Source organism: Psychrobacter sp. TAE2020 (genome assembly GCF_018919485.1).
Classification (GTDB): Bacteria; Pseudomonadota; Gammaproteobacteria; order Pseudomonadales; family Moraxellaceae; genus Psychrobacter.
In genome coordinates this window covers 2,594,518-2,618,518 of sequence record NZ_JAHLMU010000001.1, presented here as the reverse complement: position 1 = coordinate 2,618,518, position 24,001 = coordinate 2,594,518, and the positions used below count along the sequence as shown (strand labels likewise).

Sequence of the window (24,001 nt, the reverse complement as noted above, 5' to 3'; positions counted from 1 at the left end):
TTAATTGATTACCACTTGTCTAGTAGACTTGCTAATATTTACCTTAGTTAGCGGTTGGCCTAGCTAGGCTTACCAAACAGACTATACGCTAATTTTATGATTACTCTATTTAAAAGTTTCTATTCTGATGTTTGGTTTTATTAATGTTGTTAAAGCGTGTTGCTCATTATCTAATTATACGTAAACCATCTATGCCTACTGCTTTGTTCACTATAGAATAGAGAGACTATATAACCGCTAAAAAAAGTAAGTAAAAATCATAGTATTATTGGCTCTCTGTGTCACATTTTTAATTTTTGTTAAGTCTTACACTTATTATCTTTATCGAAAGCCCTTTATTAGAGGATTTATATGATCACTTTACGTCAGCTTGAATTTGCTTTAGCAGTCGCCAAACACCGTCACTTCAAACGCGCTGCTGAAGATTGTAATATCTCTCAATCTGCACTTAGCTTAGGCATAGCAGAGCTTGAAAAGCAGCTAGATACTCAAATTTTTGAGCGCAATAATAAGCAAGTACTGATCACCCCTATCGGACAAGACATCTTGACTCGAGCGCAGCGGGTATTTTCTGAGGTCAACGATTTGACCACTCGTGCTCATAGTCATCAGACGCCCTTGGCTTATCCTATGACTATAGGTATTATTCCAACGATTGCGCCTTACTTGCTACCTAAGGTGTTGCCTGCCTTACGCCAGCATTATCCAGAATTTCGTATGTCTATCATTGAACAGCAGACTGAACGTTTACTTGAGCAAGTACGCTACGGTCACATCGATACCGCTATCATTGCCTTACCTTATGCTATTGATGGGCTGCATAGCTTTGAGTTTTGGAGCGAGGATTTCTTTGCAGTATTTCCAAAAGACGATGACCATGCCAAACTTGAAACTATCGATTCTGACCAACTGGCTGCTGCTAACTTAATGCTACTCGGTGAAGGGCATTGTTTGACTGATCAGACCTTATCAGTTTGTCATTTTGATCGTGAACAAATGAAATCTAGCTTTTCTGATGCTAGTTTAAACACGCTTATTCAAATGGCTTTGGCCAATATGGGTACTACCTTAGCACCGCAAATGGCTCTCGAACAATTACATTTACAGAATCAAAATGCTGTAGCTATTCCGCTTGCCGAGAAAGGTCCTCATCGCCATATTGCCTTTGTTACTCGCTTAAACTATGCCCGTGTTGATGATGTCAATCTATTAGGCGAAGTCTTTAAGCAAGCGCTATACGATAGCGCTCATCCTCAATAGAGCAGTTAGGATGACTGATAACCATCCGTCACTAACATCGCTGAATACTGTTGGCTTAGAGAGTCACATAGAGAGACAAATGGTTAGCGACTTATATAAGCACTTTGTTCAGCACTTAGCGATTATCGATCCCTGTATTACCCCTGCCATTATTGAAACCCTGTGGCAGAGCATCATTGGCTATTATAGTGAACCGATTCGTGCTTATCATAATCTGACTCATCTTCAACAGTTATTCGAGCAATTTGAACAAGTAAAAGACAAGCTAAAACAGCCAAGTATTGTGGCTTTGGCACTTTATTATCACGATATGATTTATGATCCAAGCCGACAAGACAATGAGCTAAAAAGCGCGCTTTTTTTCAAGCAAGCCTATGCAAAGCTGTTGCCTAGCGACTTGATAGCGCGCATATATCAACTGATTATAATGACTGCCAGCCATGAGCTTAGCGATCAGACAGATACTGATGCCGCTTATTTATTGGATATGGATCTAAGTATTTTGGCGTCCGATTGGCTACAGTACGAGCATTATGCGCAAGCGATACGACGAGAATACGCCTACGTTACAAGCGCTGATTATCGTAGCGGTCGTACTTCAGTATTAGCAGGATTATTAACCCACCCTAGATTGTATTTGACTGATTATTATCAGCGTTTAGAGCAGCAAGCTCGACAAAACATTAGCCGTGAACTTGCGTTTTTTGCTGCCGTTTAATGAATGATTTACGATAGAGTAATTAAAAATCGCTTACTACCAATTAGTTGATAGTGATAACGTCCAGCTAATAGTGACAACGTCTTGAGACTTGCGCAACCTAATATATTATCAACAGCTAAAATAATCATTAATACAGGCGAAGCGTACTATCCAATCAAAGTAGGGTTAATCTAGCTTGCCAGCCTTACCGGCCAGCATCGTATGCCACTGCTTATACTCTGGCATCGCAGTCTCAACGGTTTGCCAAAACGCACGGCTATGATTAGCATGATGTAGATGGCATAACTCATGAACGATTACATACTCAGTGCATTCGATAGGAAAAGCTGGCAGATAGACCGACAGCCAAATACGATGGGCACGAGTATTGCAGCTACCCCAACGAGTATGCATTTTTTTGATGCGAGTCTCTTTAGCTTTAGCCTTAATGATAGGCTGCCATTTATCAAACAATTCTGGCATAACTTTAGCCAATTGCTGTCGATAGTAAACTAATTTTTCATGCTCATTAAGATTTAACGACTGTGCTTTGCCCCATAGTAAAATAGGGTGGGCAACTGTTGGATTCATAGAGGAGAGCTGCTGCTGGCGCTGATGACGTATAAGCAGCTGTTTATGCTGATCTAATGCCCAATCTACCCGCTTGTCTATAGCTTGCGCAACTTGCTTAGCACTAATAGCTACTGGTACTGAGACCGCTAACTGATAAGGTTTTAGACGAAAATTAATGTTCCTAACCTTCTTTTGACTTACTTTTAACTCTATATCTGCTGCTGCTAAACGCTCAATGAGAGCCGTTAGTAAGGACTCGCTCGATGCTGTTGTCATGACGTTTACCTCGAGCCCTTAATAAAGAATAATTAGAAACCAACGATGACTAAAAAATAGCTAGTAGTAAGCAATAGGAAACAATTAGTAAAAAGCAATTACTGTCAAATAATCAGCATAAAGCGCGCCTACTTACAGCGCTTGTAAATGATTATCGAAAGACATTTTATGTAATTGACTGTCTATTATAATTGCTCCTGCTGGCTTAGCATTTATCGCGCCATTTGCACACCTAATATTGACTGACAGAGTCGTTAGCTGCCCTTGCCCATCACTAACGATAAAACCTGGACGCCCCGCACTGGCATAAGTTTCGTCATTGGCACTGGTTTGACAGTCCAGTTCAGTATCGCTAGTCATAGTATTGCTAGATAACCCTGAACCTGATAGTAATGACGCTCCCGCACAATCTAACAAGCGCACATCATCAATCAGCTCGCGAGTGGTTAAGTCGTAGATCGCAGCACAGCCACCAATCGGAGTAGTGACGCATAGTAGATTATTTGTGCTATCAACAGCGACGCTAGCGATATATTGGTGAAAGCGTTGCCATTGATTGTTAGGCATAATTAACGGCTTAAATTCCCTATCACCACGCTGATGAGTGAGCACGAGCGGTACATTTATATGCTTTTCGCCTTGGAACTGGATACCTATTATTACTGTACCATCGTCATGCATAGCTAAGTGGCGAATGCTCATCTGCTTGTACTCAGGAACGATTTGCTCTAAAAGCACTCCATCATGGCGATTTAAATAAACTAATGAGGGGTGCATAGTGTCTAAATTGAGCTCTTCACGCGAGGCTTGCTCAGTTTTTATACCACCGTTAGCGATAATAAGAGTTTGGCTATCGGGATGAATAATCAGCTCGTGAGGACCGATACCATAAGAGTCAAACTCGGCTATTTTTTGATAATTATTATTAGCGTCATACACCCCAATCTTACCGTTTAAAGTAAGCGTATTGTTCTCAGTCACATACAGCTGCCTACCATCTAGACTATAACAAGCATGACCATAAAAATGCCGATCAGCTCCTGCCGTTATCGCGTGTTGCACTTGTCCAGTAGCAGTGTCCAACACCCAGAAACTTTCGCTAGGACGCCGCCCCATTACTACTACATCTCGACTAGAGTTATTAGTAGCATTAGCTTTATTAATACTACTAACAGCAGGTTGTACTACGATATCATGTACGCGTTCAGGCATAGTCGTCTGCCAGACGATTTGTCGCTCAGCATCAATACCTACTACCCCACAGCAGCTATCACTAGTAAGCGAGTTAATTTGTGGCATAGATGATACGCCACTCACCCAGCTAACTGGACGCGCTAGCATAGTGCTATGGATCGCGGTTAAATCCATACTGTCTTTATTGGGGCCACTTAGGCTAAGACTATCATAATTCTGATAAGCAGACGTCGCCTGTTGATAGGTGTATTGCAAACGCTTAAGCTGCGTCATATAGTCTGCTGGCGATGTTGCTGATAAAAACTTTGCTAAGGTTAACAGCTGAACATTAAGCCCAGTCCAGTAATCCTGTAAGCGCGCTTCTGGCAGACGTTGTTTACGATAACAATGATGAATGCCAACTAGAGCTACAGTACCCAGCATTATGCCTAGTACTGTACCTAAAGAGTTTTTTACAACGTTAGCCTCTAATGCTGGTCTGGTCTTAGAACGTCCATGCTTATTCATCGCTTTAACACCTTCAGTTATCGTCGCTAAAACTATCACTTAATTGCTAGGTGATAATTAGTATTTAATCACCATCATTACTATTAAAGCCAACCCGAATACCGAGAGTCGGAATCAACTGGCGTTTAATCAAACGAGTAATTTTAGTCAAACCGTCGAATAGTTGCTGCTGTGTTTTTTTATCCGCAGTCGCTAAATCCTCTGGCATTTGTGCTAATAAAGTTGTGGTGTCAGCCAATGCTGTTGCCAGCTCATTACCGACTTTACTATCATTATTACTGTTCAAGATGGCAGTCAATACCGGATCGGTTAATACTTTATTAAGCGTTGCTAGTTTGGCATTGATAATGGCTCGGCTTTGAGCAGCAGTAGCTGCTGGCAGGTGACCTTTAGCTTTTCCGGTTAAACCTAAAGGCTGATCGATAGCGTTAGTTTTCATAACTTCTAGCAATGACAGTAAGGAGTTAAACCATTGATTAAGACCTTGGTTACTAGTAGCCGTTTTATCAATAGCTAATAGCTGTGTGGCATTGTTCTGCCAGTCTTTTTCAATACTTTGTAAACGGGTACTTAACGCTTGGCTGGCACTAATCACATAAGCGCATTGGCCAGCATCTAAGCTGTCATTAGCATAGAGCACCTCTTCTAAACCTGGTACGCCTTGTACGATAGCGCTTTCATTCATCAACTGCTTAGCCGTCAAAGTTGGATTGGTGCTAATAAGATCAGCAACGCCACTATGTACTAGCCCACGCTCATCAGGATAATAATTGATATATAGATTGCTCATACTATCAGTTGCGGGACCAAAGTTAACCATCTCAGCACTAGCCCAAGCTTGAGCTAACACTAACCATTGATCACGCAGAGCTTGTAGTTCATCACTGCTGACAGGAGATTGTTTACAGTGCTGCTGAGCCAAATCATGCAGCACTGTGCTTTGTTTAGCGGCATCAGCATATGCTGGGATAACGATATTATTAGCGACGTGAGTCAGGTAAGCTTTTTGGCTTTCAGCACTAATAGCGACTGCCTTGATACTGACGCTCTGCTCACTGCTTGCTGGGTCATTTGCAGCTGTAGCAGCGGCACTTTGCTTGGCTACTTCTTGACTATTAACATCAGCTTTTTGATTGTCATCAGTCGGCTTAACACAGCTGATTAATAATCCAGCGCTGAGCGCGGATAGAGCCATCATTAAGGCGTGGTTCTTTTTCATAGTGTTCTCGGTAGTGGCCTAGTGGTTCTATTTATTGATAGCTAAAGCGGATAACTTTAACTCCATGAGCATAATCATTTATAGAATTACTTATTACTTGGTTACTTATTACTTAGCACTTAAGCGCTTTATAACGATTTCAAAAAGGCCTGTAACTCATCACGACCTTGCTTATCTAACTGCAAAACTTTTTGTTGTTGGCTTGCTGCTTCACCGCTATGCCAAAGCACTGCTTCCATTAGCGTGCGTGCGCGACCATCATGTAAGAATGTCGCTTGCGGATCCACTGTTTGCGCCAGACCGATGCCCCATAATGCTGGTGTGCGCCACTCATAAGAGTTGGCTAAGAACTCAACCTGTAAGTCTTTCGCCGGTAATTTACCAGCGATAGTCCGATCCGCTAAGCCGTCACCCATGTCATGCAGTAATAAATCGGTATAAGGGTAAATTACTTGTCCGTGTTGCTCAAGGTGATCATCGTCAGTTTTTGGCAACTGATATCTAGGGGTATGGCAGCTCTGACAACCCATATCATAAAAGCGTTTTTTGCCAGCTAATACTAATTGACTGTCGGCATCGCGGCGGTGTGGAACCGCAAGATTACGAGTATAAAACTCAACGAACTTCACCACTTCATCACTGACTTCAACGGCGGGTTTGCCATTACCTTGTTCATCAGCGCCAGTAGTCGCTTTTAGACAAGCGGTCTGCAAAGGCGTACAAGATTCTATCGGTCGAATATTAGAGGTTAAACCCATATCTTCATTAAAGGCACTTTGATTTTGGGTAATAAGTTTGGTTTGTCCAGCTTTCCAACCAAAACGTCCCAAGGCTTTTTGGCCGGTTTGTGGATCCATTACCCAGTTAAATTTGCCACTAATGTTATTGCTACTTTTATCAGCACTGACAGCTTGTTGTTTGATAGCAGCCTCAGGAATCTGATCTAATAGCCCAAGACCTATCATTGGTAAAGCAATACGTGGCGAAACCATCAGCTCGTCATCAAAAGCCCCGTAGCCAGGGTTCGTTAGCTTAAAGGTAGGTTGTCGCAGAGTTTCAATATGGCCATCAGCAAAAGTAACTGGTTTATCTGTCCATTGCACAGCAATACGAGCTTCAGCAGGAACGCCTTGGATAGCACGGTCTTGCAACTGACCACCATACATAGGATGCGCTACTTTTTCGATCATCGACTGCTGTAACTGCTGACGTTGCTCGTCAGTAGTGGCCGGCATAGCCAAACGAATCAGTAAGCTATCAGCATCATCTTCGCTAGTCATCGGCGCATGCCCACGACCATCTTTTACATGACAGGATTGGCAAGCAGCAACATTGAATAATGCTCCAATGCCATCACGACTGTCAGTACTAGCAGGGGCGATCACCCAAGGCTGCTTAAAGAACGCATTACCAATAAAGAAGTTACCTTTACGTGAAGCCGATAGGTTCGATGAAGGTTTTGAATAACTCTCAGAGCTGGTGATAGTAATACCAGTATCACCGCCTTGTTTAATCTCTTGCGGATCAAAAGTAGCTAGTTGCTGTAAGGGTACACCAGCCAGCGCTTCAATAGTTTGGCTACGCTCAATCGACAAAGCCGCAAACGAGCTTTTATCAGCGCTCGCTAAAGCCTCTTGCTTGGACGCGCTATCAGTTGGCTGACAAGCACTAATAGCTAGCACACACCCTAGCGCTAACGACAGCTTAGTATATTTATGGATTGATTGTTTTTTTGACATTAGGGTAGTCTTCATCATGTAACTGGGCGCTATGGATACTAGCTTAGGATGAGAGCTAAAGGAGTGCTTATCAGCCTGAGTAGATAAAGAAATAAAAGCTGACTGTAGCGCCTTTATAGAGCTCATAAAGATTACTTTAGCTTTACTATAGAACTATTAAAAGGGTAAAAGCACGCTACCAAATAGTATTGGCAACGTGCTTATTATACCTAAATCAGGCGGTCATGAAAATAATTCTCATTATCTAATAGCGACTTATCAGGCATTTATTAACCACAAATAAGATAGAAAATTAAGATCATTAATGAGCGAAGCTAGGTCAATAATACTGAGTTTATAATGGTGAGTTTATAATGGTGAGCCTGCATCAGCATCTAAGTTATCGATACCGATAGCACTAGCCGCATTTTCAATGCCTGCAGTCAGCTGCTGCAAACTACTAATACCATTCTCAATCCAGCCACGACGCTTATTTTGCTCCTCGCTTGAGATATTATGTTTGCTGGCCTGACCAACTGTAGCGATCATTTGATCAACTTTGATACCGTCTTTTTCAGCTTTTTCAACGATTACATTAAAGGCATTTTCTACGTTTTTGAAGTCTGCCGTCAGTTTATCAGCCGCATCTTTATGCTCAGTATCTATAAGATACTGCTTGATACCATAGCCACCAATTGACTTGCCAGCGACTGTCTTATAATTACCATTAAAGATATTTTGAATACCACGGGCATTATTAGCGTAGCTCAGATGAGTCAAATCACTAAAGCAGTCATGTTCATCTTCAGTCGAACCAGTGACAAAGGCGACTTGCATACGCTGAGAAGCCAATTCACCAAGAGCTAAACTACCCATTTGATACATAACCTGACGTACCGCATTGCCATTTTTACGCTCTATCATATCGCTACGTAAAGTATTTTCGCTTTCAGCCTGCCACTGAGCTTCCATGGCGCTTAAATCATCGACTAATAGTTGAGTTACCGCCTTCAAGTACTGACCACGGCGGGTACAAACATTGGCGTCTGTATTAGTAGTCTCACCGCTAGTGCACTGACCATCACTGGTAACATAATCAGTGAATGGACGCGTACCTGCCCCTTCACCAACACCATTAGTATCTTGACCCCATAACAGGAACTCAATCGCATGATAACCAGTAGTCACGTTAGCTTCGCTGCCACCAATCTCATTCATCTCGACTAATAGTTCAGGAGTAATAGTGCTAGTGTCTTGCTTTAGGCTGCCGACACTAATACTGTCACTATTGATAATATTATCTTGGCTATTATATTCACCCTCATAGCTGTCGCTCACATAATCAATTAACGCTTCATCAAGTGGCCACGCATTTACTTGCCCTTCCCAGCCATCGATATTGGCTATCTTACGCTTATCATTAGCAGTCACAAACCCCTCATCAAAACGAAAAACTTCTGTTTGTGAATAAGGTAGGCGTGCTGCTTTATAGGCCACTTTTGCTACTTCAAGATTAGCCTCAGTAGGCGTATCCACATATGTATTTATTGCGGTCTGTAAGAGCTTTGCCGTATCAAGAGAATCTTTATAGGCGGCGTGGGCCATATCAGCATAACTGATCAGTAATCTATCAATATTAGCTTGCTCAGCATTAGGTGTAGTTGCGCTATCCCCTACCTTTTGAGTCTGCGTTTGATTATCAGTCGCGACCGTATCATCAGCCTGCTTAGTACAGCCTGACAACAGCAAGATACCGGCAAGCGCCGCAGCTAAAGTTGTCGGCAAAATATTACGGTTGGGCGTAGTAGTGATAGTCATACATATCCTTGAAGAATTATAGAGAATAATTTAACACTCAGCTCATGATCATTGATGTTAATCATCCAAATTATAATGATATTGATAACGATTATCAACTATATATTAAAAGTCTGTAACTGGGCTCTCGGTGCCGTTGAATAGTCGACCGTAGCCAAGGCTATTTATGGAGGATCAAGCCGTACTAATCAATAGTAAAACCAAAAGACCGTTTAGAAAAAACAGAAAAAAAAGGCCAGCGCTATGCTGACCTTTTTTTAATTGCGTTTATTTATGGTAGTTTGATTATGACACTACTGTAAATAAAGCTGAATTAACGAACGCTCTGTGGAGAGTTAATCGTTAGCTCAACACGACGGTTTTGTTGACGACCGTTTTCAGTATTGTTATCAGCAACTGGACGTGACTCACCATAAGCTACTACATTAATACGGCTGCTTGGTACACCATTAGCAGTTAAGTAGTTAGCAACGGCATAAGCACGGTCACGCGATAGACCTTGGTTGTAAGCAGCAGCACCTTTACTATCAGTGTGACCTGCGATAGTGATAGTATTTTGGTTATACTCTTTCATAGTAGAAGCAAGTTTATTAAGCGTTGGTTTGAACGCTGAGTTTAAAGTAGCGTCATCGAATGAGAAAGTGATGCTACCAGGCATAACTAAATCGATATTACCGTTAGCGTTTGGCGTAACAGTTACACCTGTACCAGCCATTTGCTGTTCAAGCTGCTTAGCTTGACGTTCCATGTAGTAACCAACGCCAGTTCCTAGTGCTGCACCAATAGCGGCATCACGACCTGTTTTGTTACCACCTGTTGCTTTAGAAATAACTGCGCCGCCTGCTGCGCCTGCTAAAGTACCGATAGCAGTTTTGTTTAGACGCTGTTGTCCAGTACTAGGATCAGTAGTACAACCACTAAGGGCTAGGCCTGATGCTACCGCTAAAATCATAATTTGGTTACGCATAATTTTTCCTCTTAAGTGCAAAGTTAGCTTTATAATAAGTTTTGCTTGATGCTTGTTCTTTCTTTATGAAGGTTCTTTCATATCCGTCATTATTATCGCAATCTCAATCTATCTGTGTGTAATATTTTGTCACATCTATGTATGTAAAGTGCATGAAATCTTACAGCTAACGTGTTATTAAGGCTGTTGTAGATAATTATAGCGAGATCGGAGTAGCTAACAACAGCGCTAGTTGGTCTTTAGCTTTAAGGCAGATTAAATCATGGTTCATATTTGCTACTACAAGTCACCTTTAAGCAGATATTCTGTGGTTCGTTTCTGCTAAAATCAGCCAATCTATTTTAATAATAAATAACTATTAAACAGCCATTTAGAAAGCCATTGTAAAAAAAGGATTTTATATGAGCATCGCCTCTTCCGTTCGAAACTTGCATAAACGCTCACCGAAGCTTGGCAAAGCTGTGTCATTAGTCACTGCTGCAGGAGTCATCACTAGAAGCAGTTTTCGAGCGAGTGTGCCTTTATGGGTTATGGGCGCGACTAAGGTCATCACCGGTTCGCAAACTGCCGATGATCAAGTTATCAAAATCACCAATCGCTGGATCGGTAGCAATAACGACATGATAGACACTATGTTGCCGGATAGAGATTGGCGCATTAGTTTACCTGACGATGTCCATTCTGAAGGTAAATACCTGCTGATTAGCAATCATCAGTCTTGGGTTGATACTAGCATTGTGCAGTATATTAGTGCTAAACGCTTACCTTTGACTCGGTTTTTTACCAAATTTGAACTAATCTATATCCCTGTAGTTGGACAAGCCTTTTACTTTTTAGACTTTCCAATGATGCGCCGACACTCTAAAGAAGCGGTAGCTAAGAACCCAGCCCTAAAAGGTAAAGATATCATAGAGGCCAAACGCGCTTGTGCCTTACTGAAAAACAAGCCTTTTACTTTACTTAATTATCTAGAAGGTACGCGCTTTACCGCAGCTAAGCATGATAAGCAGCAGTCTCCTTATCGGCATCTACTAAAGCCACGCGCTGGTGGCCTAGCGCTAGCTATTAATGCCTTAGGAGAAAATATAGATGGTATCTTAGACATGACCATTGTTTATCCTGATGGAGTGCCTACTTATAGCGACTTGTGGAAAGGTAATATCAAGCGTTTGGGGGTTGATGTTCGGCATATTAAGATACCAAAAGACCTATTTGACAAAGTTGAATCAGGCAGCTATGAGGAAGATGAAGCTATCAAAACTCAGCTGTTTGACTGGTTAGACGATGCTTGGCAACAAAAAGATAAGTTGATTAGCAAGATGCTTACTGAGTTCGCAGACGACTCTACAGCTAAATAGACCTAAGGTTAGCGCTATTCACCTTCACTCTGCTATTTTGTGCTGAGGATTAGTGCTAGCAATGCTGAATGCTCACAGGGTTATTACTTCCCTGTGAGTCGCTTAATAATCAGTGCTAATAGGAGCAATACTGATAGCTGCTAGTAGGTAGAATCCAGTCGCTTCAGGCCGTAGATTTTACTAGCAACTCTGTGCAGAGTAGTGTTTTTTTAATATACAAACTTATTAATACTGTCCTATTCGTTTATAAGCACTGGCATATCTAGTTTTGTAGCGTTACTATTGTAGCCATAGCGCTTCATGTAGTCATAGTACTGCAATAGTAACATTCACTCAACTTAAGGTCTGACTGTGCCTGCCTCTTCTGCTCACTCGATTATTGACTCTAAGGATCTCCCTAAGCAGACAAGCGATCCGCTAACTAATAATCCTGTCGATTCCAGCGACAATGCTAAGCCTCCTCTAGCTCCTAAACCGAATTACCTTAAACTCAGCTATGATATTACGATGCTTATCGCTATCAGTATTGATCTGTTATTGATTAGCTTGGATGCTATTTTGATGAGCAACTTCAGTATTAAGGTTGCGAGTTGGCTGGCGCTTAGTGATGGACTCAACTGGTATCAGAATATGTTGCACATACCTTTACGTACTGCCGGTGGGTTTTTTACTATATTTTTGATTTTTGAGCTGCTAGTCCGTTGGGCTATTGCTATTAAACAACAAGTCTATTATCGTTGGTTTTTCTTTCCATTTATTCATTGGTATGAACTGCTTGGTTGTTTTCCACAGCTGCGTGCATTACGCTTATTTCGTGCGGTAATTATTGGTCGACGTCTATACCAATTAGGCTATCAAGTGTTGCCACAGCCTTGGATCGATCGTATAAAATTCTATATCAATTTGTTATTAGAAGAGCTCTCTGACCGCGTTATCTTGACTACTATTCATAACTATCGACAGCAGCTTACTGACTCCGCTATGCAAAAGTCGCTGATAGAAAATTTGGTTGATAGTAATCGCGATGATATGGAAGCCGTTTTGTTATCACTGTTACGCACGCAACTAGTCCCAGAGCTACAGAAGCTGTCAGGTAAATCACCAGCTGGTAATAAACTTGCTAGTGAGGTCGGTAATGCAATTGAAGATGGTATCGCTAATACCCCTGAGTTACATCGGTTATTACGCCTGATCCCTATCGCTGGTGGTTTGATTGAGTCACAATTGCAAAGTATCGGTCATAGTGTTGGTGAAAACGTGGTCTACTCGCTAAATGAACGCTTGCTGGATCCTGAGCTTGTTGATAGCCTGATAGTTAGCGTTGCGCACAGCATTGCTCATATTAATATTAACAATACGGCACTCGATACTTTGATAGCGAGTATTATCACCGATAGTTTGACCGAGTTTGAGGCACAAATAAAAGTACAGCAATGGAAATACCACGATATGCTTAAATTTTAGTTATCTGCTATTGTTTTAGCCGTCAATTGATTTAACATACTAGCGAAAACACCTTTAACAAATGATCGGCCTGATATAGCGTTAATAACCTAACTGAACTGGCTAAATTGGCCAAGCTGGCTGGTTATTAAAGCGCTACCAGTATTTTTAAGGACTGACTTTATGACGATTTTGGATACCGCCGAGCAAGCTACTCCTGCTTTGACTTTTTATGGCAAAATGCTTACTTTTTCTCGTCTGCAAATAACTACTAGCGATTTGAGCATTATTGATGCTCAATTGGGCGCTATGCTTAGCAACAAAACCAGTAATATCCCTGTCCTCATTGATAGCGATGTTGAGCAGGACTTGCCTGCTTTAGTAGAGCTCTTGTGGTCTTGGGGGCTACAGCCTATTGGCGTGGTAAAAGGACTATTAGAACAACAAGCCCGCAGCCAACGTTTGGCTGTATTCCCTGCTGATGGCAAACGCATCGAACGTATTTTACCTAGTAAAAAAACTGCTCTACAGACTCAAGTGGCTCAGCCTGCCGATAACACTACTGCTGTCGATAGTAGTACAGCCACTAGCGGCGCTGAACGGTTTACAGAGACAAATGCAAATACGCTAAATGCGGCGGTTATGACCCCAGAAACTCTAATAAGTGCAGAGCAAATCACTAGTCTTATCTATGATCAAATGTTGCGCTCAGGGCAAAGCCTGAACCATGTCGGTGGTGATTTGATCCTAACTAATAGTATCAATAGCGGTGCTGAAGCCATCACTGATAATAGTCTGCATGTCTATGGCCGCGCTCAAGGACGCTTAGTAGCAGGCGCTACTGGTGATAAGGATGCTCGTATATTCTGTCAAGCATTCAACCCTTCCTTAGTTTCTGTGGCAGGCACTTATTGCTTACGAGACAATTTACCAGCACATGTTATCGATAAGTCAGTACAAGTGCGCTTCATCGAAGGTGAAGGTTTAGTCTTCAAAGTTATGGAAGATATATAGCTTATAGCCTTTAGTGCCACATTGCTTAGCTGCTTAATCAATGTGACACGAGCTTTTACTTGGCGCTAAATCAAGTTCATTTGAGCACAATGTGCTACCACAAATTTTTAATGCAAACCTTAGTTATACAGATAGCTGATACCTGCAAAAAGGTAGTACAATAAAAATATTACTTTATGCTAATTATTTTATGCCGTTATTGATGAAAATTACTTATGTTGGGTAGTGACTAGCTATAAATTTTTGTTTATTTATGCTAGGCTTACGCTTTTAGAAAACATCTATACTGACTTTAGATTATCTGGCACTTAGCTATAATGAATGGCTGCCTTTTAGATAGCTATTCTTATAGAAAGCTGATGTTTATATTTAACTGTTTCACCGATTATTATATTGTCTTATTTAATAGACATCCCATTGATTAATAGGAGTGTGCCATCGTGGCGAAGATTGTTGTAATCACTTCAGGTAAGGGCGGTGTGGGCAAGACCACCACTAGCGCTTCTTTTGCCGCTGGTTTAGCACTACGTGGCTATAAAACAGTGGTTATCGATTTTGATGTTGGCCTCCGTAATCTAGACTTGATTATGGGTTGTGAAAATCGTATCGTTTATGACTTCGTTGACGTTATCAACGGTAATGCCCGTTTATCGCAAGCGTTAGTCAAAGACAAGCAATTAGAAAACTTATTTATTCTACCTGCTAGCCAGACCCGTGATAAAGATGCCTTAACTGACGAAGGGGTGTCAGAAGTCATGGCTGAGCTGTCAAAACAATTTGATTATATCATTTGTGATTCACCAGCTGGTATCGAACGCGGTGCACAATTAGCTATGTACCATGCTGATGAAGCTATTATTGTTACTAACCCTGAGATCTCATCAGTACGTGACTCTGATCGCATAATAGGTATCTTACAAAGCCGTACTAAAAAGGTCGAAGAAGGTCAAGGAACTATTCGTGAGCATCTTATCATTACCCGATATAATGCTGAACGTGCGGCGGCTAATGAGATGATGGACATTGATACTATCTCTAACGACATTCTAAAAGTACCCTTATTAGGTGTCGTTCCTGAGAGTCACTCTGTACTTGAGGCCTCAAACCATGGTGAACCAGTCATTCATTATACTGACTCAGTAGCTGGACAATGTTATGACGATATTGTCGCTCGTTTCCTAGGAGAAGAGAGACCACTGCGTCATATTGATGTTAAGAAAAAGAGTCTATTTCAGCGCTGGTTTGGAGGTTAATAATGAGTAAGAAAAAGGGATTTTGGAGTAATCTATTCGGTGCAGATGACACTAGCTCCGGTAGCGCTAATATGGCCACCGAACGTCTAAAGGTTATTGTCGCTAGTGAAAATCGTCTAAACAATCGCCTAACGGCTGATCGTATCGAAAAGATGAAACGTGAAATATTAGAAGTGGTTAATAAATATGTCAATGGCGTACAGATTGATGATGTTAATATTAATCACCGCTCTGAAGACAGCTTAGATGTATTAGAGATGAATATCAGCTTACCTGAACATAAAAAGTAACAGGCTAGCAGACCGCCTTTATAAGAAAAGCCCTACTCGTTATGTGTAGGGCTTTTTTTGTAGAGATTTTTAGCTGCAGCTTTCAGCCTTAACTATAAGCTAGCTGAGGCAAAACTCATTATTTCATGCGATTGATAAGCTTGTCTTTCATAAAGAACTGATGATATAGGGCAGCTCCTATGTGCAATACGGTAAAAGCTATAATCATCGGCCAAATAATATTAGTATGAATATCATTAAAGAATCGTGCAGCACTACGATCAGGAGTGACGAAGACGGGGATTTGAAACAGTCCAAAAATATCTACTGGACGACCACCATAAACCGACATCAATAATCCAGCTATGGGCATGGCAATCAATAACGCATAGAGAACGAAGTGATTTAACTGCGATACTAGCATTTGCCATTTAGGCATAGGTACAGGGGCTGGTGCTTTGGTCAATATACGATTGAGAACTCGTGCTATCATCCAACATAAGACGCTAATACCAAAAGCCTTGTGCAGTCCTATATATAGCTTAGTTTCGGTGTACTGGTATACTACCATTAGCAACCAAGTAACTAACAATAATAGAGCGCTGATCCAATGAAATATTCGACTGCTAACCGGCCACTTACTTGGCTGTATACTGGCATTGTTCATAAAATACCTTTTTATTAACTGGGCTTGTATTGGATAAAGGAATATTAAGCAGGTTTTTACTTAGAGGATTAGCCAACAGCCTTGTGACTATTTGGCTTAGGCATTGTAATCAATCAACTGCTGCAAGCAATTGATGAGCAATTTTATCCAAATCAGCTATTAGATAAGGCTGTTCATCAACCATTACCGTTTGGAATAAATAACTGAGTATATTCTCTTCTGTTAATTGTTGATAGTCGCCAGAGTTATTATCTAGCGCATTGCGCTCAATAGTAGGCTCTGAGCTTGTATAGCTTTGATAACTAGTATCAATAGTACTATCCGCAATACTATCCGCAGTAGACGTTTGCTGATAATTTTGTGGTAAGACTATATCTCGAACTTCAGAGATACACAACTGTATTTGGCGCAACTCTCCTGCAGTCTGTAAAGCAATGCGCTGCTTAGCAGTGTTACCTTCTAGAATAATTATTTTATCTACAGCTTGCTCAAGCATTTGCAGGTGAAAGACTGGTAGTTGTTGCTGTTGCCACCAATAACGATCAGTCCATTGCTGATGATTATTGATACTAAGAATAAGACTGCTGGGTATAAGCCAGTCAGGCTGATTCTGAGCAGGAATCAGGGTAACGTCTAACCTCCCTTTGTCAGTAGTCAATAGGCTGACGGCTTCAAATGAATGTTTTATGATCTGGTCCATAAGCTACTCACAATGAATTCAAAGGTTTCAATGGCTAAGGAGTTAACCAACAGTAATAAAGCTATCCTTGATAATCTAAGCTTACTTTATGACCTAGCAGTGACTTTATCTTTTCCAGCAGTAGTTTTTCTTGGAAAGGTTTGCCCATATAGTCATCGACACCAATCTTAAACGCACGCTGACGATGTTTTTCGCCCGTGCGTGAAGTGATCATAATAATATGAATATGTTGCAAGTGCTTGCTATGTCTCATTTGAGTGGTCACTTCAAAACCATCCATCCGTGGCATCTCAACATCTAACAATATCAAGTCTGGAGTAGTCTGTTGTAAAGTCTCTATAGCATCAACCCCGTCTTTAGCGATAAGTACTTTGATACCTTGACGCTCAAGGAAGCGTGAGGTAACTTTGCGTACCGTTACTGAGTCATCAACTACTAATATGGTAGGTTGTACTGTCATGCTAAGCTGATCAGCAGTAAGCACTAGATTTATCACTCGTCGCAACGGTGCATTTCTCATTAGCGCTATTAAGTCTAAGATGAACATTACTGAGCCATCACCCATGATAGTAGCCGCAGGTATACCAGCTATGTGTGATAGCTGACGGTCTAAAGGCTTAACTACTATTTCAATACGCGAGCCAGCAATCTGATCCACTTGTAGGGCAAGATTCTGTCCAGTGCGACTCTTAATGATAATCAAAGGTAAGCTAGTATTAGTAGTAACCAGCAGCTCATTAAACTTATTACCTGAGAGTATCTCGTTCAAATAACGAATGCGATAGTCGCGGTCTTCGATAGCTAGCGTCGCGGCTCCTGACTGATAGTAGTCATAAAGCTGCTCTGGATTGACTCTTACTATCCGCTCGATCTGTACTAGTGGAATAGCATAATAATGATCAGTTACTCGCACTACTAAAGCATCGCAGATGGCCACCGACAGAGGTACTCGCATAGTGAACTGCGAGCCCTGTCCAGGTTCAGATGATACGGATACTATGCCGCCTAGTTGACGAATCTCACTAATGACTACATCCATACCCACACCACGACCAGATATTTGGGTCAGTTTCTCAGTAGTGCTAAGCCCAGCATTAAAAATATACTGCATCACATCTAAGTCACTAAGCGTATCGTCGTTACTATCAATCAAGCCTTTGGCTATGGCTTTTTTACGTACTGCCTCAACGTCGATACCGCGACCATCATCAGTGAGATGAATGATCACTTCACTACCCTCGCGTAGTACCTCTAAAGTAATATGACCATTACGGTCTTTGCCAGCTTGTAAGCGCGTTTGCGTGTCTTCGATACCGTGATCAACTGCATTTCTGAGCATGTGCTCAAGCGGTGAAGTTATACGCTCAAGAATATTTCTATCCATTTCATCATCAGCATTGATGATAGTTAGATCGACAGATTTATTGAGCTCGTTGGCAGTTTGACGCACTATACGTTCAAGACGAGGGGTAAGACGTGTAAAAGGCACTATTTGCGACTTCATCAAGCCATCTTGCAGCTCAGTCTGGGTGCGCGATAACTGTAATAATAAGCTTTCACTATCACGAGTCTTTTCTAATAAAGTACTATTAATATCGACTAAATCCGAAGCCGATTCGCTTAAAGATTTAAACAATTGATTCAACGATGAATATTTATCCGACTCTAAAGGGTCAAAGTCTTTATTATCAAGCAGCTTTTCCTTGATCTGTGCCAGTATCTGCACTTCAAGCTCACCTTCCATACGGCGCAGCTGATCGGCCAAACGCTGAACGGTAGTACCCATCTCTTCGATACTAGTAGTCAAGCTGGTCATACCTATATCAATACGAGCACGGTTGATCGCTGATTCACCAGATAGATTAATCATCTGCTCGACCAAACTACTTGAGATACTAATCATCTCTGTACTACCATTGTTTTCGCCTTGCTCAGCAAAACCACCCGTCATTGCTGGCATCTGATCAATACTAGTAGCCGACTGTTGGGGCTTGCGCTTAGCTTTAGCAGCTATAATAGCGTCACGCTGCGCTTGCAATGAGTGATTAGGGATTTGCTTTAATCCCTCAGGATCGGCACTAAATTGTTTTAATACTTCAATCAATGCTGTTGGCCTATACGGATTAACTCGTTGCCTAAGAATAAAAATAGCGTCAACTATCCAGTCATAGCAAGCAGTAAGTAGCTGGGACAGCATCTTGGTAGTTGGCCGGCGCTGATTGGCCAGCTTTTCGTACACCGTCTCCATCTCGTGCGCCAAATCAGCAATACCATTGGCTGCTATCATACGAGCGCCCCCTTTGAGAGTATGCAAATTGCGCTGTAGTGATTGTAGAGCCTCAGTGTCTTGATCATCAGTCAAAAACTGCTGTAGCAAAAACTGCTGTAGATAGTTATTACTACTACTGATTAACTCATCAGCTTCTTCTAAATAAACCTCTAGAATATCAGGGTCGGGTTGTCCATTCGGCCATGAGTCAGCAATCAGCTGCTTGATACTGGTAGCATATTTTACCGTGTCTAGCCCTTGCCTATCCTTATCATTTACCATTAATGGCTCAATAGAGCACTGGCTTTTTGGCACTATAAGGTTTACTTCTGCTGGCTGTTCACTAGTAGCTTGCCCGACTTGCCTACTAATAGCATATAAGTTCTCAACTACTTGCGTATCAATCTTTAGCGACATACTGCCTGCTAAGGCATCGAGTAAACTGACCAGCTGCGCATGACCATTTAACAGGGCTTTACGCACCTGCGAATCAGTCGCTCTCATTGGCTGGTTATCAAGATAAGCGTACGCATTATCTAAAGCTGCGAGCAAAATGGTGAACTTCGGTGACTGTCCGGTCTTTGCGGTTAGTTGTACAATCTGCTGGCGCATCTGGCTAATGTAACTATGGATTCGCTGTAAATCATTAGCAGCACTTAGCGCATTTGCTGTTGGTTCTGATTGCGTAGTTGGTGCAGCATCTAACTGCCACTCAGCATCTAATAAAGCATCAATATCACCGTCTAATAAGTGAGTAATGTTTAATAGACGGTCATTGACTAGCGCCTCCTCCTCATAGTCATCGAGTATAGCTTGTAGAGAGGCCAAATCTTGATAGCCTTGTGGATCATCACTAACAGTATTGGCTTGCTGTTGTATGTTTTTATCGTAGCGACTCAAATAGCTGGTTATCAATGCCACCGATGGGGTAAGGGCCTGCAAATGCTGCGAAGTCATAGGTATATCACACTGTTGTAGCTGCTCTAAACTTTGCTCAATAGTAGCGCTGACCTCACTAATAGCTAGCAAAGCGCTAGAGCCAGAGGCCGCACGCAAAGTATGAAAGTCTCGGAAAATTTGATCGCTCACTTCAACCTGACTCTGCTGCTCATTAGCCTGCACAAAATCAGTGATCTGTTGTAATAAACTATGAGCCTCTTCGCTAAATACTTGGTAAAAGGCCTGCTCTTCCTTACTTTGCGGGGTGACTACTACAACTGCTTCCGCCATAATCTCGTTAACAGAATAAATCGTTTGTAGACTAGCATTATCATGGCTATCAGTCTGCTCATTAACGGTGATAATATCCATATCACTGACCAGTTGCGCCCTAGCTATTAGCCTTTGCTTACCCCAAGCATAGTAGCTAAAGTCTTGCGCTTTACTTTGGCTATAAGCATTAGCACAAGCGACCCATAGCAGCACGTCAGCTAGATAGTCTTCTCTATTTTCAGCAAAAGTAGTAAGCAGCTGTGGATAAGAGCCCAGCACATCCATAATTAACTGCTCAATATCTCTAGAAGCGCTAATACTCTGCGCTAATAACCGATTAAGCAGATGTTTAATTGATCCTGCCAGCTCGGCGCTAAAATTAGCACCAACCAGGCGTCCTGACTCTTTTAAGATATGAAAGCCACGACGAATATCTACCAGTTTTTTAAGTTCACTAGGGTCTTGACACCATAGCGTGAATAACGGCTGAATCTCAGCCAATACTTGCCCTAACAGCTCAGCAAGCTGGCCCGCCAAATGACTAATACTATCAGCATCGACACTCTGCGCAGACTGTTGTAGCGTATAGAAGTTTCGTCTAACTTCAGTCAATGCGGTTGTATCTTTTGGCTCTTCTGCCCAAATTGGGAAAAAATCCTGCAAGTCAGTGATGATCTCTGTAGCTTGAGCAATAAAGCTGTTACGACTAGTGTCATCTACTGGTGCCTTATGGATTGTTGCTTGCTCAGTATCGGACTCAGTAGCAGTTGTCTGCAACTCACCGCTGGCTACTACCTCACCACTATCACCATAACGCAAGACATCAGTAGCACTTTGATTTATCAACGACTTATCTAAATATTGAGAATCATCTATATAGTTATTATCATCTGGCGCAGCCAATCTTGCTGCTTCTAACTGTCCTATGGACGATAGCGTTTGGCTAATCTCAGTAATGGTACTATCGATAACCATCCGACGATAATATCCGCTCTGTACATAATAGATTAGTTCATTTCTGAGCAGCTGATGGGCAAAATAACCTAGACTTTTTGAGCGTGTTGTCAACAAATTGTGCTCAGCCACTGCTGCCAGCTGGCTCAGTTTACTGGCTAAATAGCTCAACCTTGGCAGATTGGCCATCATTAAAGTACTAGTAACATGTTGATAGTTCGCTGACATAGTTTCAGCAGCAACACTACTATGTTGCCAGCCATCGGATACTTGCGCTAGTTGCTGATCGAGTAGCGGCAGGAGCCATTCAAGCATCACAATTTTATTTGACTGGGTTTGCATAGGACTATCCTAACTTATTAAAACACTAATTATTGCCAGCTGTCTCTTTTAGCGACTGTATTTATGAACCAACAATACTGTTAATTTAACAACATTGACGACTTAACAAATAGCTCTAAGCGGTCGCATATTTGGTTGTTTAGCGCCTATATATACTGTCATAAAAGCTCTATTTTCTATCATTACAGTCTAGCTATTGTTCGATAACTTAAAGCCCGTAACCGACTGTTGCAATGTTCCTGCCATTTCATTCAACTCACCTACCGAACGGGCGGTCGCCATAGTGCCTGAAGAGATCTGTGAAATGATGTTTTGAATAACGTTCATGGTGCTGGAGATTTGACCAGCTGATTGCGCTTGCTGCTGTGCAGCATAGGAGATGTTCTGAATCAGATCGGACAGAGTATTAGAGACGCTTTGTACTTGTTCTAGGGCTTCACCTGTATCTTTTGCCAAACGCGCACCATGCACAACCTCTGAGGTTGTAGACTCCATCGACATCACTGCTTCACTGCTTCACTGCTTCACTGCTTCACTAATATCAGCTTGAATGGTTTTAACCAAAGTCTCGATCTGTTTTGTCGCTTTGGCTAAACGCTCAGCCAGACGCTGCACTTCGTCAGCAACTATCGCAAATCCTCGTCCAGCCTCGCCTGCCATCGATGCTTGAATAGCGGCATTCAGTGCCAAAACGTTGGTCTGATCGGCAATGTCGTTAATCGAGTGGACGATATCACCAATCTCTTGTGATGACTCACCTAAGCGTTTAACACGCTTCGAGGTCTCTTGAATCTGGTTACGAATAACGTTCATACCTTCGATTGAACGCTGTACTACTTCTGCTCCGTTATAAGCAATAGCAACAGAGCGCTCAGCGACAGTCGCTGATTCAGTAGCGTTAACCGTCAAATCCCCTTCTGCTAAATCCCCCAATTCATCTAGTAGGCGCAAAATAGCCATCTGGTTACGCTCATTTTCCTGTTGGATTTGGCGGGCACGTTCCGACTCTATTTCGGCCTCTTGACGACGACGTAAGGTTTCTGTTTCAATCAAATCCCGCTCACTACTACCCCGCTGTTTGAATAGTTGAGCTAAAGCATATACCGCGCACACCAAGCCTAATAAAAACACTACTGACGGTAGTACGACCGCTTGATTAAAATCACTTAGATACTGACTTACTGAATTTAGAGAATGGATCATCCATAGTAAGCAAGCCCCACTGACTAAGGCAAAAAAACCTAATAAAACTTTCCATTTATTATCGTTTTCTTCAGTAGCAAGCACAGGTTTATTAACCCTAAGTACAGCACTTTTCGTCATATCATTCATTGTGGTTATTCCTTTATATCGCCGCATCACTATAGCGTGGGTCTTGTGCTAATAAACTTGGCATAAAAATAAACCAACCCTGTTGGTCTTTTAGAAACTTGCCATGATTATAAAGAGCAAATGGCGAATGAATATCTATAGACTCAGCACAGTACTGTTGACGAGTAAACTGCTCAATACCCAACACTCGATCGACGATTAATCCGGAGAATAAGCTATGATGATCGATAACGATCACTTTACGTTGGTTCATTTTTGGCAACTGACTGGGTATTGATAATAATTTGCATAAGTCAGTCAGTGGCAACAAACGTCCACAAACATTAGCAACACCTAATAATCAAGGTTGCGCTAGCGGCATACGAGTGTACTCAGGCATTGTAAGCACCTCCGACACCTCCCTTATAGGGGCAACTAAGCGCTGACCACCAAGCTCAAATACCACCCCTCGCCAGTCATAATCTTGTCCGCTTTGACGGCCACTAAGACGTGCTTGAGCTAAGTCTGCTAGACGCAGTAGTTCAATGAACCCTCTAGAAGACACCCTTTACTCCATTACCATACGCATAATCCGCATCAATTCAGATTCATCAATAGGCTTAGTCAAATACTCTTTTGCGCCTTGACGTTTACCCCAAACTTGGTCAGTCTCTTGATTTTTGGTACTGATTATCACCACCGGAATATGGGCTGTAGTTTTGTCATGGGTTATTTTACGAGTAGCTTGAAAGCCATTCATCTCTGGCATCACCACATCCATCAAGATAGCGTCGGGCAAATGCTCAGTAGCCATTTGGTAACCTTGCTCACCATTAACTGCCTCCAAGACTTGATAGCTGTTTTTGCCAAGCATGTCACGAAATTTTGCTATTTCAGATGGTGAGTCGTCAATGACTAGAACCGTTGTCATGGGAATTCCTTAATTGTCGATGATATCTTTGAAGATATATAATTAA

17 protein-coding genes and 2 pseudogenes are annotated in these 24,001 nt (G+C 41.9%); 7 read left to right on the top strand and 12 right to left on the bottom strand.

Features of this window, described 5'->3' with window-relative positions; genetic code table 11:
* Positions 1-351: 351 nt before the first annotated feature.
* Together KPY62_RS10725 and KPY62_RS10720 are read left to right on the top strand one after the other, a co-directional pair.
* The gene (locus tag KPY62_RS10725) at positions 352-1,260 is read left to right on the top strand and encodes a hydrogen peroxide-inducible genes activator (protein WP_216581973.1); all 909 of its coding nucleotides are present in this window, start codon (positions 352-354) and stop codon (positions 1,258-1,260) included.
* Positions 1,261-1,270: 10 nt separating this feature from the next.
* The gene (locus KPY62_RS10720; protein WP_228730664.1) at positions 1,271-1,978 is read left to right on the top strand and encodes a hypothetical protein; all 708 of its coding nucleotides are present in this window, start codon (positions 1,271-1,273) and stop codon (positions 1,976-1,978) included.
* Between the two features lie 168 nt (positions 1,979-2,146).
* Here KPY62_RS10720 and KPY62_RS10715 read toward each other — a convergent pair whose 3' ends face one another.
* The 6 genes from KPY62_RS10715 to KPY62_RS10690 all read right to left on the bottom strand — a co-directional run bounded on the left by KPY62_RS10715 (position 2,147) and on the right by KPY62_RS10690 (position 10,232).
* Complete coding sequence (locus KPY62_RS10715; RefSeq protein WP_216581972.1) at positions 2,147-2,809, bottom strand: M48 family metallopeptidase; 663 nt, start codon at positions 2,807-2,809, stop codon at positions 2,147-2,149.
* A gap of 132 nt (positions 2,810-2,941) precedes the next feature.
* Positions 2,942-4,510, bottom strand: a complete 1,569-nt coding sequence (locus tag KPY62_RS10710) for a DUF1513 domain-containing protein (RefSeq protein WP_216581971.1) — start codon at positions 4,508-4,510, stop codon at positions 2,942-2,944.
* 64 nt (positions 4,511-4,574) lie between these two features.
* Positions 4,575-5,729 carry an imelysin family protein gene (locus KPY62_RS10705; protein WP_216581970.1) on the bottom strand — a complete coding sequence of 385 codons (1,155 nt, stop codon included), beginning with the start codon at positions 5,727-5,729 and terminating at the stop codon, positions 4,575-4,577.
* A 128-nt stretch (positions 5,730-5,857) separates the two neighbouring features.
* On the bottom strand, positions 5,858-7,486 hold the full coding sequence (locus KPY62_RS10700) for a di-heme oxidoredictase family protein (RefSeq protein ID WP_216583331.1): 1,629 nt from the start codon (positions 7,484-7,486) through the stop codon (positions 5,858-5,860).
* Between the two features lie 330 nt (positions 7,487-7,816).
* Positions 7,817-9,265 (bottom strand): imelysin family protein, encoded by a 1,449-nt coding sequence (locus tag KPY62_RS10695; protein WP_216581969.1) that lies wholly within the window; start codon positions 9,263-9,265, stop codon positions 7,817-7,819.
* A 313-nt stretch (positions 9,266-9,578) separates the two neighbouring features.
* Positions 9,579-10,232 carry an OmpA family protein gene (locus KPY62_RS10690; RefSeq protein ID WP_216581968.1) on the bottom strand — a complete coding sequence of 218 codons (654 nt, stop codon included), beginning with the start codon at positions 10,230-10,232 and terminating at the stop codon, positions 9,579-9,581.
* Between the two features lie 401 nt (positions 10,233-10,633).
* On the opposite strand from KPY62_RS10690, the gene KPY62_RS10685 reads away from it, so the two are divergent.
* The 5 genes from KPY62_RS10685 to minE all read left to right on the top strand — a co-directional run bounded on the left by KPY62_RS10685 (position 10,634) and on the right by minE (position 15,590).
* Complete coding sequence (locus KPY62_RS10685) at positions 10,634-11,590, top strand: acyltransferase (RefSeq protein ID WP_216581967.1); 957 nt, start codon at positions 10,634-10,636, stop codon at positions 11,588-11,590.
* Positions 11,591-11,941: 351 nt separating this feature from the next.
* The gene (locus KPY62_RS10680; protein WP_228730663.1) at positions 11,942-13,054 is read left to right on the top strand and encodes a hypothetical protein; all 1,113 of its coding nucleotides are present in this window, start codon (positions 11,942-11,944) and stop codon (positions 13,052-13,054) included.
* A 162-nt stretch (positions 13,055-13,216) separates the two neighbouring features.
* Positions 13,217-14,047, top strand: coding sequence for a septum site-determining protein MinC (gene minC, locus KPY62_RS10675; protein WP_216581966.1), 831 nt, complete (start codon positions 13,217-13,219; stop codon positions 14,045-14,047).
* A gap of 440 nt (positions 14,048-14,487) precedes the next feature.
* Positions 14,488-15,300 carry a septum site-determining protein MinD gene (gene minD / locus KPY62_RS10670; protein WP_216581965.1) on the top strand — a complete coding sequence of 271 codons (813 nt, stop codon included), beginning with the start codon at positions 14,488-14,490 and terminating at the stop codon, positions 15,298-15,300.
* A 2-nt stretch (positions 15,301-15,302) separates the two neighbouring features.
* Positions 15,303-15,590 (top strand): cell division topological specificity factor MinE, encoded by a 288-nt coding sequence (minE, locus tag KPY62_RS10665; protein ID WP_201623563.1) that lies wholly within the window; start codon positions 15,303-15,305, stop codon positions 15,588-15,590.
* Positions 15,591-15,708: 118 nt separating this feature from the next.
* On the opposite strand, the gene KPY62_RS10660 is transcribed toward minE, so the two are convergent.
* The 6 genes and pseudogenes from KPY62_RS10660 to KPY62_RS10630 all read right to left on the bottom strand — a co-directional run bounded on the left by KPY62_RS10660 (position 15,709) and on the right by KPY62_RS10630 (position 23,955).
* Entirely contained in the window at positions 15,709-16,236 is a 528-nt protein-coding gene (locus tag KPY62_RS10660; protein ID WP_216581964.1) for a cytochrome b, read from the bottom strand.
* A gap of 109 nt (positions 16,237-16,345) precedes the next feature.
* Complete coding sequence (locus tag KPY62_RS10655) at positions 16,346-16,936, bottom strand: hypothetical protein (RefSeq protein ID WP_216581963.1); 591 nt, start codon at positions 16,934-16,936, stop codon at positions 16,346-16,348.
* A 61-nt stretch (positions 16,937-16,997) separates the two neighbouring features.
* Complete coding sequence (locus KPY62_RS10650; RefSeq protein WP_216581962.1) at positions 16,998-21,713, bottom strand: response regulator; 4,716 nt, start codon at positions 21,711-21,713, stop codon at positions 16,998-17,000.
* Between the two features lie 189 nt (positions 21,714-21,902).
* Positions 21,903-22,724: pseudogene (locus KPY62_RS13800) on the bottom strand (methyl-accepting chemotaxis protein); the annotation flags it as partial.
* A gap of 334 nt (positions 22,725-23,058) precedes the next feature.
* Positions 23,059-23,490 (bottom strand): annotated as a pseudogene (locus tag KPY62_RS13795) (chemotaxis protein CheW).
* Positions 23,491-23,592: 102 nt separating this feature from the next.
* Entirely contained in the window at positions 23,593-23,955 is a 363-nt protein-coding gene (locus tag KPY62_RS10630; protein ID WP_216581959.1) for a response regulator, read from the bottom strand.
* Positions 23,956-24,001 lie beyond the last annotated feature (46 nt).

Coding starts and splice junctions, on each gene's coding strand:
- KPY62_RS10720 (WP_228730664.1), top strand. CDS start 1,271: ATGACTGATAACCATCCGTCACTAACATCGCTGAATACTGTTGGCTTA.
- KPY62_RS10685 (WP_216581967.1), top strand. CDS start 10,634: ATGAGCATCGCCTCTTCCGTTCGAAACTTGCATAAACGCTCACCGAAG.
- KPY62_RS10630 (WP_216581959.1), bottom strand. CDS start 23,955: ATGACAACGGTTCTAGTCATTGACGACTCACCATCTGAAATAGCAAAA.
- minE (WP_201623563.1), top strand. CDS start 15,303: ATGAGTAAGAAAAAGGGATTTTGGAGTAATCTATTCGGTGCAGATGAC.
- KPY62_RS10705 (WP_216581970.1), bottom strand. CDS start 5,729: ATGAAAAAGAACCACGCCTTAATGATGGCTCTATCCGCGCTCAGCGCT.
- KPY62_RS10715 (WP_216581972.1), bottom strand. CDS start 2,809: ATGACAACAGCATCGAGCGAGTCCTTACTAACGGCTCTCATTGAGCGT.
- KPY62_RS10700 (WP_216583331.1), bottom strand. CDS start 7,486: ATGATGAAGACTACCCTAATGTCAAAAAAACAATCAATCCATAAATAT.
- KPY62_RS10690 (WP_216581968.1), bottom strand. CDS start 10,232: ATGCGTAACCAAATTATGATTTTAGCGGTAGCATCAGGCCTAGCCCTT.
- KPY62_RS10650 (WP_216581962.1), bottom strand. CDS start 21,713: ATGCAAACCCAGTCAAATAAAATTGTGATGCTTGAATGGCTCCTGCCG.
- KPY62_RS10695 (WP_216581969.1), bottom strand. CDS start 9,265: ATGACTATCACTACTACGCCCAACCGTAATATTTTGCCGACAACTTTA.
- KPY62_RS10710 (WP_216581971.1), bottom strand. CDS start 4,510: ATGAATAAGCATGGACGTTCTAAGACCAGACCAGCATTAGAGGCTAAC.
- KPY62_RS10655 (WP_216581963.1), bottom strand. CDS start 16,936: ATGGACCAGATCATAAAACATTCATTTGAAGCCGTCAGCCTATTGACT.
- minC (WP_216581966.1), top strand. CDS start 13,217: ATGACGATTTTGGATACCGCCGAGCAAGCTACTCCTGCTTTGACTTTT.
- KPY62_RS10660 (WP_216581964.1), bottom strand. CDS start 16,236: ATGAACAATGCCAGTATACAGCCAAGTAAGTGGCCGGTTAGCAGTCGA.
- KPY62_RS10725 (WP_216581973.1), top strand. CDS start 352: ATGATCACTTTACGTCAGCTTGAATTTGCTTTAGCAGTCGCCAAACAC.